Below are 12,374 nucleotides of genomic sequence, written 5' to 3'. Positions count from 1 at the left end.
CAACATATTGTATTGTGTTGGCTTTTTTGTATGAATGGTTGGTTACTCTATCATATGCATATTGTAAAAATAATTGACAATAAATTCATAAAATCGCATCTTAATTTATTATATTCGGACAAGCTATGACATTTTTTACAAATATCAATAGATAACAAAACGCCGTCCCAAGAATAAGAGACAGCGTTTTGTTATCAAACTATCGATTTAACAAACTACCTACATATCGTAACAATTCATTCGCGGATGAAGAATTATAGCCATGCTCATCAATTAAGCGTGCAACAACATCATTGATTTTCTTAAGCTGATTTTCGTCTGGTGTTTTCGTTGATGTTGTAATTTTCACTATATCTTTTAAATCAGCAAATAGTTTTTTCTGAATCGCTTCACGAAGACGTTCGTGTGAATTATAATCAAAGCGCTTCCCTTTACGTGCATAAGCAGAAATGCGAATTAAAATTTCTTCACGGAATGCCTTTTTAGCATTTTCTGAAATTCCAATTTGCTCTTCAATCGAACGCATAAGTTTTTCATCTGGGCTCATTTCTTCACCTGTTAAAGGATCACGTAATTTTGATTTATTGCAGTACGCTTCGACGTTATCTAAGTAATTATCCATAAGTGTCTTAGCTGATTCTTCGTATGAATAAACAAACGCTTTTTGTACTTCTTTCTTAGCAATTTCATCGTATTCTTTTCTCGCTAATGAGATGAAATTCATATAGCGCTCTCGGTCTTCACTACTAATTGACGGGTGCTGATCCAATCCGTCTTTTAACGATCTCAGTACATCTAGTGCATTAATAGATGGTACCTCTTTTCGAATAATTGTAGAAGAAATTCGGTTAATGACATAACGAGGATCAATCCCCTTCATACCTTCATCTTGATATTCGCGTTGCAATTCTTCTACATCAATCGCATTATACCCTTCTACCGTTTCTCCATCATATAAACGCATCTTTTTAATTGAATCAATATCCGGACGCTTCGGATCTTTTAGACGAGTTAAAATAGTGAACATTGCTGCAACGCGAAGTGTATGCGGTGCAATATGAACATTGGACACATCACTTTCACGAATCATTTTTTCATAAATATGTTCTTCTTCACTAACCCGTAAATTATATGGAACCGGCATTACAATAATTCGTGAATGCAATGCTTCATTTTTCTTATTTGCTATGAAGGAACGATACTCTGTTTCATTTGTATGCGCTACAATTAATTCATCTGCTGAAATAAGCGCAAATCTGCCTGCCTTGAAATTTCCTTCTTGTGTAAGCGATAATAAATGCCATAAAAATTTCTCATCACATTTTAGCATCTCTTGGAATTCCATCATTCCACGGTTCGCCTTATTTAATTCTCCATCAAATCGATATGCACGAGGATCTGATTCCGAACCGTATTCTGCAATTGTAGAAAAATCTAGACTACCTGTTAAATCGGCAATATCTTGTGATTTTGGATCAGAAGGACTAAATGTACCAATTCCTGTACGGCGATCTTCAGAGAAGAAAATACGCTCTACAACTACATCCTCAATTCTTGACCCGTATTCTTGCTCTAGACGCATAACATTTAATGGTGATAAATTCCCTTCAATTCTTACTCCATACTCATCAAAGAAATCATTCCGTAAATGCTGCGGAATTAAATGAAGTGGATCTTCATGCATTGGGCAGCCTTTTAATGCAAAAATCGCTCCACGATCTGTTCGTGAATATGTTTCTAATCCTCGTTTCAACATCGTAACTAATGTTGATTTCCCCCCACTAACAGGCCCCATTAATAACAAAATACGTTTTCTAACATCTAATCGTTTTGCAGATGGATGAAAATATTCTTCCACAAGGCGTTCTAAAGCATCCTCTAATCCAAATAGCTGATTACTAAAGAAGTTATATTTTCTTCTACCATCAACTTCTTCAATTCCAGCATCTTTTATCATATTGTAAATGCGAGAGTGTGCTGTTTGAGCCACCCATGGTCTTTCTTTCACAAGCTCCAAATACTCCGCAAACGTACCTTCCCATTGTAAACGTTCTTCTGCTTCCCGATATTGTTCAATTTTCTTTAGAATATCCATTATAGCTCCTCCCCCATCTCCTTGTTCAATCGGATTATTATAAAAGGTATGCTAGGATGTCCTTAAACATTCTTTAAATCAAAACGAAATATATAATAGCGCTATAAAATTCTCTCCAAAATTCAAAGAAAATTCTGTATAATAAAGGTATTAAAGTTTTTACGCTGCTATTCATTGTAAATAAATTCTTTTCTTCTAGGAACCTTACATACATTTCGATTCACAAATAGGATTCGTAAACCGAAAAAGTAAGGAGGAAATTAGGATGAAGTTATTATTAATTTTAGGTGTATCACTCACATTTCTTACAGCTATTTTCACATCTGGTTATAACGATAAACCAGGTACACATAAAAAGTGATGTGCTGAAAAGCACATCACTTTTTTTCTTGTTTTTTATACACTATTTAAAATAAATATTTTCCACATCGTATATCGATAAAGGACGATTATAAAAATAACCTTGTACGAGTTTCACATTCTTTTCCTTTAAAAATTGTATTTGTTCCGCTTTTTCTACTCCTTCTGCAATTACATTTAACCCTAGAGTATGTGCTAAATGAATAATTGCAGCTGTAATATTCGTATCTCTTTCATCTCTATATATACCTTCCATAAAAGAACGATCAATTTTTAACGTATCAATCGGATATGTTTTTAAATAACTTAAAGATGAATATCCCGTTCCAAAGTCATCTAAATGAATCTTTAAATTTTGTTCTTTTAACTGCATTAACACTCTTTTCGATAAATCTTTATGTATAAGAGCCCCTTCTGTAACTTCTATTGCTAATAAATGAGGGGGGACGTTGTACTTATTTAAAGCACGTGTAATCATCTCTATTAGTGTAATAGAACGAAAATGTCTAGCTGAAATATTAACTGCAATTGGTACAACTTCATACCCTTTATTTAACCATTCACGTATCTGTTCACAAACTTGATGTACTACCCATTCATCAAGTTTAATAATAAATCCTGTTCTTTCAGCAAGTGGGATAAATTGATTTGGCGAGACAAATCCTAGCTCCTTATTCTCCCACCTTATTAATGCTTCCATACTGGCTATCTTTCCCGTTTCAATATTAATTTGAGGTTGATAATATAGGAAAAATTCATTTTTCTCTATAGCACGATGTAACTGATTCTCTATTATAAACCTTTGTTCACGTTCACAATCTAATCCACTACAATAAAAATAATAATATCCTTTTCCCTTTTCCTTTGCTTTTTCCAAAGCTGTGTCGACTCTTTGGAAAAGCATTTTTTCATCCATTCCATCTTTTGGAGCCATTACAATCCCAATTGATGCACTCAAATAAACATCCTCTTCTTCTATTACAAAATGCTCACTAATTCTTTTTAATATTGTTTGTGCCACTTCCTCTACGCATTCTTTCGTTATATTTTCTATTAACATAACAAATTGATCATCATGTTCTCTAAATAAATGCATATCTTCTATTTTTAGTTCTCGTAGGCATTCAGTAACTTTTTTTAATACTTGATCCCCTTCTTTATGACCAAATGTATCATTAATAAGGTGAAATTCATCCAAATCTATAAAAACCAATGCAAATTCTTTATTATCATCTAAAAATTCATTTAGTTTATTTGTACATGATATTCTATTCATTAACCCCGTTAACTGATCGAAGTAAGCCAAATACTCTGTTTTCATCTCATTTAATACTTGCCTCGTAACATCCCTCGTAACAATGTACACCCCGACGATTTCACTATTCACAATAATGGGGATAGTCCTCACAGAAATATAAAGTTCATATCCTTCTTTATGAACATATTTCTTTGCAACAATTTGTTTTGCTTTTCCCTGTAAAGCATTCTTAAATATAGTTTGAACAGTTTTTTCATATTCTTTATTTATAAACTGAAAAATAAATTGGTCCTTTAACTCTTCATATCGATACCCAAAAATTTCATAAGTTGCTGGATTTGCATATGTAATTCTTCCAATAGAATCTACAGATACAATGGAATCATTATTATATTCTAGTAATGACTTAAATAACATTTGTTTTTCTTCTATTTCCGCTTTTTTCTTAACCTGTGCTGTAATATCTCTAGTAATACAAATAATAAACTGACATGTTCCATTTACATCGCATACTGGATTAAGTGAAGATTCATAATGTATATCACCAGTTGGCAAACTAATTACATCACAAAACGTATTTGCTCTCGCTTCTCTCATTACTTTTTCATATTGTCCTTGCAATAACCTTGCCGTATCTTCTGGTAATACTTCTGCAAAAGTTTTTCCATAACATTCTTTCCCTAGCCTGGCGTGATCCATTCCTATTTTATTCACATAAATATATTTAAAAGTTTCATCGTCAATAACTTTCACAATAAACACTAAATCTTGAATAGCATGTAACAGTCCCTGTCTTACTAAATCCATATCTATCATACTTAAAAAGGTATTTTGATTATTATATTGTTCCTTCATATTTATCTCAACCCGTCTTATCTATTTTTATTCATATATCTCATTCTATATGAATATGTACCTTTTTTAAAATGTATGATTACATATTTTTTAAAAAAATAAAAAAGTCGCCAAATGGCGACTTTTAATAAACGATTTCTAAATCTAATCCTGGATAATTTTGTTGACGGAACGCTTCATAAATTAAAATTGCTGCTGTATTAGATAAATTTAATGAACGTACTTTATCCGTCATTGGAATACGTAAACAATGATCGAAGTTTTCTTCAATTACATTAGCTGGTAATCCATTTGTTTCTCTTCCAAATACGAAATAGTAATCCTTCTCACGCTTGCTATAATCAAATGCTGTATGAGCTTTCTCGCCATACTTTGTTAAATAGAAGAATTCACCATCTTTATTTTTCTCATAAAATTCTTCGATTGAATCATAATACGTAACTTTTACGTGCTGCCAATAATCTAGTCCTGCACGCTTTAACATTTTGTCATCCGTTGAAAATCCAAGCGGTCTAATCAAATGTAACTCTGTTCCAGTTGCTGCACAAGTACGTGCAATATTCCCTGTATTTGCTGGAATTTCTGGTTGATATAAAACAACATGTACTCCCACGCGATATTCACCTCTATTTTTTGTCTACTACGTATTATACCACTTGAACGAAAAATCTCTACCCATTAATAATATGAAAGAATTTATATTTCATTTGTGGTGTATATTTACTAGAGTCTTCATAGTTCCAATAACGCCTGCGGCTATTCGCTGAATGTGCATTTACAAGCGGCATACCATCTGCGTCTTTTGCTACTACAATTGTCGTATGATTCCACCTACCATCATCCTCAAAATCATACGCAATTACATCGCCAAGAATAAGGTCTTCTGGCTTTTCTACTGCTTCTGCTCGAAGACCAGCTGTAGCACCTGACAAATACCAATAAAAAGAGTGTGCTACAGCCCAGCTCCAACTCCACTGGTTTCCCCTTTGCCACCACCCTTTACGAATATTAGGATGTCCATTCATTGGCACTTCTCCAGTGTGCAGACATTGTGAAATGAAATTTGTACAATTATCAGGAAAATTACGGTATGCAGGATTGCGATCATCCCACCAACGCTCTGCATATTTCACTGCCTCTAAACGATTATATTGATATGAACCGTATTTTTCTTTCGTGACTTCCCGTTCTAACGTTTCACCTATTTCTATTTCTTCTGACACTTCAAGAGCATAATCATCTATTATACGACTATTTCTCAAACAAACTCGTCGTTTTAATTGTTCCTCTTCGATATAAAATAATTCTTTATGCTTAATTAAATATTTCAAGTGTATTTGATAATCAATTTCTTGATGCTCATTATTATTTAATTGTCTAATGAAAGAAATATCTGCAGTTGCTTTCACTATATGTGCACTACGCTTTTGAAACAATTGTTTCTTTCTCTGTACCATTTGTAACAAATCTATTGCAATACCATCTACATCTGTTCGTTTCTCTGTTATATATGCTAAAAACTGTTGCACTTGCTTTTCAATATTCGCTTTTACAACCATTTCGTCTCCCTCCCATATTACAATATGAAAAAGGGAGATATTATCTACTCTTTTTTCTGTGCTAACAATTCAAGTCCACGATTCATTTCATGAAGAACCTCTTCATCTTTCTCACGTTCCATCGCTTTCTCAATGTCTTCTCCTACTCCATCTCCACCAATTTTCCCAAGTGCCCATGCTGCTGTTCCCCGAAGTACTGGTCTTGGATCATCTTTCATAACACCGATTAAATCAGGAATTGCTGCTGTTTCTTTAAAATGTGCAAGTGCTAAAATAGCATTTCGTTGCAATGGCTTTTTACCTCTCCATGAACCAGACATAACCCCATATTTTTCCTTGAAATCACGATTACTAATTGTTAAAAGTGGTGTTAATAATGGTTTAACTAATTCAGGATCAGGCTCCATTTCAGGATGGTTATGAAAATCCATTCCTTTATTTTTCGGACAAACAGTCTGACACGTATCACATCCATATATACGATTTCCTATTTTATCGCGATATTCTTCAGGCAGAAATCCTTTTGTCTGTGTTAAAAATGCAATACATTTCTTCGAGTCCAACTGGCCGCCTTGTACTAAAGCACCTGTAGGACAAATATCAATACATTTCGTACAACTTCCACATTGATCTTCTATTGGCCGATCAGGAGGGAATGGAACATTCGTAATCATTTCTCCTAAGTATACATACGAACCAAATTCCGGCGTAATAATAGCGCAGTTCTTACCACTCCATCCAATACCGGCACGTTCTGAAACAGCTCGATCACTTAGCTCCCCTGTATCAACCATTGATTTCACTTCTATATCCGGAAGCTTTTCGATTAAATACGCCTCTAACTTTTGCAAACGATCTCGTAAAACAAGGTGATAATCTTGGCCCCAAGAAGCACGACAAAAAATCCCGCGACGTTCCCCACGCTTACTTAATGGTGCATTTTTTAATTTTGAAGGGTACGCTAAAGCAATCGCAATAATTGATTTCGCACCAGGTAACAATAGCTGTGGATTCGTTCTCTTCTCTATATCAGGTTCTTCGAATCCAGACTGATAATTCAATTGTTGTTGCTCGATTAGACGCTGCTTTAACTCCTCAAATGGTGAAGCACTGGCAAAACCTATTTTATCTATACCAATCGTTTTACTATACGCAATTACATCTTGCTTTAATTGTTCAAAATCCATTCTTTATCGCCTCCTCCGATGAATCCATCCCTTATGTAACGACTATATTGGTTAGCAATTCACTTTTGGAATAATATTCTTTACTTCTATTTTCGCATATAATTATGATTTTCAAACATTAAAAAAACGCAATGCTTCGTTTATCTTAGAAACGAAACACTGCGTTGATCACAATTTATCAGAAAAACATTAAATAAAATTTGGAGCGGGTGAAGAGAATCGAACTCTCGACCAGAGCTTGGAAGGCTCTTGTTTTACCACTAAACTACACCCGCAAATATGAATAAATATAAGATATTGAAATAACTTATGTAAAGTAGTATAGCATGTAAAAAAAATCGAAGCAAGAAATTTATCGAAAAAAGTCGAAAAAGTGATGAGATACCTCATCACTTTTTCAATTCTTTATCAATCGCCTTCTTCATACTATCGAAATCAGGGTTTGCAAGATTCCCATTTATATATACTGAAGGAGCACCTTGAACTTTTAATTTTTGAGCACGATCTGAATCTTTACGTACTTTGTCTTTCATTTCTTTACTGTGTAAATCTTTTTTAAACTGTTCTACATTAATTTTCGGAAGCTTTTCTTTCACAATATTAAGAAGTAATTCTTCTGTAATCCATTCTTCCGTATCTTTCTTTTGATTTTGATAAATCTCATCATAGAAAATCCAGAATGAATCTTGATCTTGTTTATAAATTGCTTCACCGGCAGCTGCACCTAAATCAGAGTCTTTTCCGATAAACGGGAAGTTAATAAAATATAACTGCACTTTACCTTTATCAATATACTCTTCTTTTAATCGTGGTAATACCGTTACATCCCAAGTACGACAAGCAGGACATTTAAAGTCTCCAAATTCAACTACCTTAACTGGAGCATCATCTTTCCCTAAAGATTGTTGCGTAGAATAAGCAAACATCTCATTCCCTTTATCTTTCTTGTCATTTATGATGCTATACACAATCGTCCCGATTACAATCAATACTGCGATAGAAAAAACTACACCAAGAACCATGAGTTTGTTCGATGATTTCATATACATTCCTCTTTAAATTCATATTCTGTATACAGCATTGTACACAATACACATAATATCAATACTTACATAGGTCACGCAATGAACACGCTCACATAAATTACAAAAATACAACATTTGTGACGATATTGTGTCACGATTTGTCACAATTTATTCAAAAAAAGAAGTCCCTATATAGGAACTTCTCTTAACTTACTGCTTTTTCACGGGCATTTTTTAACATGGATTGCTCTGTTTTTATATCATGACGAATTACTAATTTCTCACTAACTGCTTGCACATATTCATCATGATTTATATACCCTTCTTTCTCCATTAGCCTTAAAACTACATTCCGTCTCTCAACTGCTTTATCATAATTTTGTGCAGGTGAGTAATAAGCTGGTGCTTTTACTACAGCAGCCATCATTGCACTCTCTGCCAATGTTAATTGATCCACCTTTTTACCGAAGTAAAGGTTTGCTGCTTTTTCAATTCCCCATGCTCCTTCTCCGTAGTAAATATTACTCACATATAATTTTAAAATCTCATCCTTTGTGAATGTACGTTCAATTTTTTTCGTATAAAAAATTTCTTTCCACTTACGAGAAAATGTACGTTCATTAGATAAAAAAGCATTTTTAGATAGCTGCTGTGTAATTGTGCTTCCTCCTTGCACAACACCACCAGCTTTTATATTTTCAATAGAAGCTCGAATAATTGCTATATAGTCTAAACCGTTATGATGATAAAACCTTTTATCTTCCGTCGCAATAAATGCGTGTGTTAATGATTCTGGCACCTCTAACTTAGCGGGTACATGTAATTTACTAATATCACTTCGCTCAATCATTACATTTCCAACGAATAATAATGCAAAACTTAACAATAATAATAATATAATGGCTTTATAAAGAAATTTAGTTAATGGATTTAATGCAACTTTTTGATGATAATTCACTCTAGATAATACTCGTTCTTTCATCTCGAACACCTCTTTTCCACACAGCATATATAACTCTTAATTTAAGAATACCTTGTTGTAAAAGAATATCCCATCGATTTCTCTTACACCTACCTTACAACATTGTAAGGTGTAAAAATGTATTGTATCACAGTCCTTTTTTATCTACTATTCATATGAAATATTGAATATACATTTGTTTATCATACTATTTATAGGAAGTAGGACTCTCCTTCATTTCACTTTATTCTTTTATTATATCAGTTTATGCTTTTATACTTTTAAACATCTAGCAATCTAATTATATACGATATATCACTATTATACAGAACAAACGTTCTTAAAATCAAGACTAGCTTTCGCATTATCTCGCTATTTGCGGGCAGTAAGACTTCTCCCATAAAACTTGGCTAAAGCAAAGGAGTTAGGTGGTAGTCTTGCTTCTCCCACTAATTATTAGCCTACACTTTATTATTGTGACCTTTTTTTGAAACAGTATACATAAAGAAAAGGTTAGCAATTTGAGTTGTCCTCAAATAACTAACCAAAACTTTACAATCTTCCTATAAGATTATATGGCTGAACTTCCCATGTTTCGTATGGAATGAAATGCATTGCTTTCATCGCATCAAGTGTCCTTGATTTCATATGAGGACGCGTTATATACTCATCAATGTTCTCTTCGTTTAAAGCAACAAATTTAGCCTCTTGTATTTCTTCAGGTTGAATTTTTATTTCACCACTAACATATGCTACTTTAAAAACAACAGCTACAATATGCATAGAAGCATTATAATAAATCCCTGTAACTCCGATAGGCTTCACAGTTAATCCTGTTTCCTCCATTATTTCTCTGCAAACAGCTTGATCGAGCGCTTCCCCTTCTTCTACCTGTCCTCCAGGCATTTCCCACGTATCAGCTCGCCAGTGCACTTTCGTTAAAAGCACCTCATTCTTTTCATTTGTTAAGTAACCTGCTACAGCAACAATATGCTTTGGTGTTTTATGCTCCACAGAAATACCTCCTAGAAATACGATTATTTAAAATACTATCTATAACCATATTCCATAACTACAACAAAACCCCTTTAAAACTTTATCACCTTAACTATTTCAATAAAAAAAGACCCAGTTCGTTAAACGAAAGGGTCTTCTGTCTTATATCCCGCTATTTGTGGGCAGTAAACGCCCGATTGGTGAGGGGTAATAATCAGTGGGGGATGAACACCCCCCCACTGATTAAAGTTTCACCTTATTATTCCCCTAAGTCTACGTTGTGGTAAACTTGCTGTACATCTTCTAAATCTTCTAATGCATCAACCATTTTTTCAAATTGTACTTGAGCATCTTCAGGAAGTTCTACATCACTTTGTGCAAGCATTGTTAATTCTGCAACTGTAAATTCTTCAACACCAGCACCTTTAAGTGCAGATTGTACTGAATGGAACTGATCAGGTTCAGCATAAACGATAACAGAATCTTCTTCTTCTAGAATGTCACGTGCATCTACATCTGCTTCCATTAAAATTTCAAGAACTTCATCTGATGTTTTACCTTCAAGACCGATAACAGCTGTCGCATCAAACATGTAAGCCACAGAACCGTTTACACCCATGTTACCACTGTTTTTGCTAAATGCAGCTCGTACATCTGCTGCAGTACGGTTTACGTTATTTGTCAGTGTATCTACAATTACCATAGATCCGTTTGGTCCAAAGCCTTCATAACGAAGCTCGTCATAGTTTTCTTCTGAACCGCCTTTTGCCTTTTCAATCGCACGGTCAATAATTGTTCTTGGCACGTTGTATGTTTTCGCACGTTCTAATACAACTCTTAACGTTTGGTTTGATTCTGGATCTGGCTCGCCTTGTTTTGCTGCCACATAAATTTCACGTCCAAATTTCGCGTATATACGGCTTGTATTTGCATCTTTTGATGCTTTTTTTTCTTTAATATTGTTCCATTTACGACCCATACTTTCCACTCTCTTTCCCATTTTAAATCTACATAAAAATATTAATATGAAATATAATGTGTATTCAACACATTTTTAAAAGAAATATAAAAAGTTCATTTTTGATTCATATTACAGACATAATATAAATCACTATCATTTTGTTCTTTCGACAAGTTATATTATACATGAATTCCTAAGTTTATTACGAATTTTAGAATCACATAGCATAATTTAACAAAAAAGACCCTAACATTTCTGTTAGGGTCTTTTTTAATTCACCGATACCGATGGTCGGGGTCGAACCGACACTCCCGAAGGAACACGATTTTGAGTCGTGCGCGTCTGCCAATTCCGCCACATCGGCATAAAATAAAGGCGGCAACCGGATTTGAACCGGTGGTAAAGGTTTTGCAGACCTCTGCCTTACCACTTGGCTATGCCGCCATATGAATTTAAAATGGAGCGGAAGACGGGATTCGAACCCGCGACCCCAACCTTGGCAAGGTTGTATTCTACCACTGAACTACTTCCGCAAAAATGGCTGGGCTAGCTGGATTCGAACCAGCGCATGACGGAGTCAAAGTCCGTTGCCTTACCGCTTGGCTATAGCCCACCGAAGTTTTACTTAATTATATGTAAGTATCCATTAATTTATTTGTAATTTTAAAAAATAAAATGGGGCGACTGATGGGAATTGAACCCACGAATGCCGGAGCCACAATCCGGTGCGTTAACCACTTCGCCACAACCGCCATGTTGTGTTTATATATTTGGCAGGGGCAGTAGGAATTGAACCCACACTGGAGGTTTTGGAGACCTCAGTTCTACCTTTAAACTATGCCCCTGTGTAAATGGTGGAGGGGGGCAGATTCGAACTGCCGAACCCAAAGGAGCGGATTTACAGTCCGCCGCGTTTAGCCACTTCGCTACCCCTCCGAAACTTACATGGTGCCGGCTAGAGGACTTGAACCCCCAACCTACTGATTACAAGTCAGTTGCTCTACCAATTGAGCTAAGCCGGCATATTTTATTAAAATGGTGGCTCGGGACGGAATCGAACCGCCGACACGAGGATTTTCAGTCCTCTGCTCTACCGACTGAGCTACCGAGCCTTATT

The 12,374-nt window shown here is 34.8% G+C and carries 9 protein-coding genes and 10 tRNA genes; all 19 read right to left on the bottom strand.

Going from position 1 to position 12,374, the window contains the following annotated elements; translation table 11 throughout:
- Nucleotides 1–199: 199 nt before the first annotated feature.
- Nucleotides 200–2,095, bottom strand: coding sequence for a PrkA family serine protein kinase (locus tag JTF23_RS10620; protein WP_002159367.1), 1,896 nt, complete (start codon nucleotides 2,093–2,095; stop codon nucleotides 200–202).
- Nucleotides 2,096–2,498: 403 nt separating this feature from the next.
- Complete coding sequence (locus JTF23_RS10615) at nucleotides 2,499–4,568, bottom strand: sensor domain-containing protein (RefSeq protein ID WP_016103476.1); 2,070 nt, start codon at nucleotides 4,566–4,568, stop codon at nucleotides 2,499–2,501.
- Between the two features lie 124 nt (nucleotides 4,569–4,692).
- Nucleotides 4,693–5,181 carry a tRNA (uridine(34)/cytosine(34)/5-carboxymethylaminomethyluridine(34)-2'-O)-methyltransferase TrmL gene (gene trmL, locus JTF23_RS10610; protein WP_000538149.1) on the bottom strand — a complete coding sequence of 163 codons (489 nt, stop codon included), beginning with the start codon at nucleotides 5,179–5,181 and terminating at the stop codon, nucleotides 4,693–4,695.
- A gap of 58 nt (nucleotides 5,182–5,239) precedes the next feature.
- The gene (locus tag JTF23_RS10605; RefSeq protein WP_204208707.1) at nucleotides 5,240–6,127 is read right to left on the bottom strand and encodes an amidase domain-containing protein; all 888 of its coding nucleotides are present in this window, start codon (nucleotides 6,125–6,127) and stop codon (nucleotides 5,240–5,242) included.
- Nucleotides 6,128–6,171: 44 nt separating this feature from the next.
- Entirely contained in the window at nucleotides 6,172–7,314 is a 1,143-nt protein-coding gene (queG, locus tag JTF23_RS10600; RefSeq protein ID WP_204208706.1) for a tRNA epoxyqueuosine(34) reductase QueG, read from the bottom strand.
- Between the two features lie 201 nt (nucleotides 7,315–7,515).
- Nucleotides 7,516–7,589: transfer RNA gene (locus tag JTF23_RS10595), tRNA-Gly, on the bottom strand.
- 114 nt (nucleotides 7,590–7,703) lie between these two features.
- A complete protein-coding gene (locus JTF23_RS10590) occupies nucleotides 7,704–8,357 on the bottom strand; it encodes a DsbA family protein (RefSeq protein ID WP_002113880.1) in 654 nt (217 codons plus the stop codon).
- Between the two features lie 187 nt (nucleotides 8,358–8,544).
- A complete protein-coding gene (locus JTF23_RS10585; protein ID WP_002113878.1) occupies nucleotides 8,545–9,321 on the bottom strand; it encodes a transglycosylase domain-containing protein in 777 nt (258 codons plus the stop codon).
- A 531-nt stretch (nucleotides 9,322–9,852) separates the two neighbouring features.
- Nucleotides 9,853–10,314, bottom strand: coding sequence for an NUDIX hydrolase (locus JTF23_RS10580; protein WP_002063701.1), 462 nt, complete (start codon nucleotides 10,312–10,314; stop codon nucleotides 9,853–9,855).
- 241 nt (nucleotides 10,315–10,555) lie between these two features.
- On the bottom strand, nucleotides 10,556–11,275 hold the full coding sequence (locus tag JTF23_RS10575; protein ID WP_002113875.1) for a YebC/PmpR family DNA-binding transcriptional regulator: 720 nt from the start codon (nucleotides 11,273–11,275) through the stop codon (nucleotides 10,556–10,558).
- A gap of 264 nt (nucleotides 11,276–11,539) precedes the next feature.
- Nucleotides 11,540–11,621 (bottom strand) — tRNA-Leu (locus tag JTF23_RS10570).
- Nucleotides 11,622–11,630: 9 nt separating this feature from the next.
- A tRNA-Cys gene (locus JTF23_RS10565) sits at nucleotides 11,631–11,701 on the bottom strand.
- A gap of 14 nt (nucleotides 11,702–11,715) precedes the next feature.
- Nucleotides 11,716–11,790 (bottom strand) — tRNA-Gly (locus JTF23_RS10560).
- A 5-nt stretch (nucleotides 11,791–11,795) separates the two neighbouring features.
- Nucleotides 11,796–11,870, bottom strand: a tRNA-Gln gene (locus tag JTF23_RS10555).
- A 63-nt stretch (nucleotides 11,871–11,933) separates the two neighbouring features.
- A tRNA-His gene (locus JTF23_RS10550) sits at nucleotides 11,934–12,009 on the bottom strand.
- Nucleotides 12,010–12,028: 19 nt separating this feature from the next.
- Nucleotides 12,029–12,102: transfer RNA gene (locus tag JTF23_RS10545), tRNA-Trp, on the bottom strand.
- Between the two features lie 7 nt (nucleotides 12,103–12,109).
- Nucleotides 12,110–12,193, bottom strand: a tRNA-Tyr gene (locus JTF23_RS10540).
- Nucleotides 12,194–12,203: 10 nt separating this feature from the next.
- Nucleotides 12,204–12,279 (bottom strand) — tRNA-Thr (locus JTF23_RS10535).
- Nucleotides 12,280–12,293: 14 nt separating this feature from the next.
- A tRNA-Phe gene (locus JTF23_RS10530) sits at nucleotides 12,294–12,369 on the bottom strand.
- Nucleotides 12,370–12,374: the final 5 nt, after the last annotated feature.

The sequence above is a fragment of the Bacillus sp. RIT 809 genome, assembly GCF_016892495.1.
Lineage (GTDB): Bacteria > Bacillota > Bacilli > Bacillales > Bacillaceae_G > Bacillus_A > Bacillus_A cereus_U.
This window is presented reverse-complemented; position numbering and strand designations above follow the sequence as displayed.

Bases quoted from the DNA above. Each gene is read 5' to 3' on its own strand.
- JTF23_RS10590 (WP_002113880.1), bottom strand. From the start codon at position 8,357: ATGAAATCATCGAACAAACTCATGGTTCTTGGTGTAGTTTTTTCTATC.
- JTF23_RS10615 (WP_016103476.1), bottom strand. From the start codon at position 4,568: ATGAAGGAACAATATAATAATCAAAATACCTTTTTAAGTATGATAGAT.
- JTF23_RS10575 (WP_002113875.1), bottom strand. From the start codon at position 11,275: ATGGGTCGTAAATGGAACAATATTAAAGAAAAAAAAGCATCAAAAGAT.
- JTF23_RS10605 (WP_204208707.1), bottom strand. From the start codon at position 6,127: ATGGTTGTAAAAGCGAATATTGAAAAGCAAGTGCAACAGTTTTTAGCA.
- queG (WP_204208706.1), bottom strand. From the start codon at position 7,314: ATGGATTTTGAACAATTAAAGCAAGATGTAATTGCGTATAGTAAAACG.
- JTF23_RS10620 (WP_002159367.1), bottom strand. From the start codon at position 2,095: ATGGATATTCTAAAGAAAATTGAACAATATCGGGAAGCAGAAGAACGT.
- JTF23_RS10585 (WP_002113878.1), bottom strand. From the start codon at position 9,321: ATGAAAGAACGAGTATTATCTAGAGTGAATTATCATCAAAAAGTTGCA.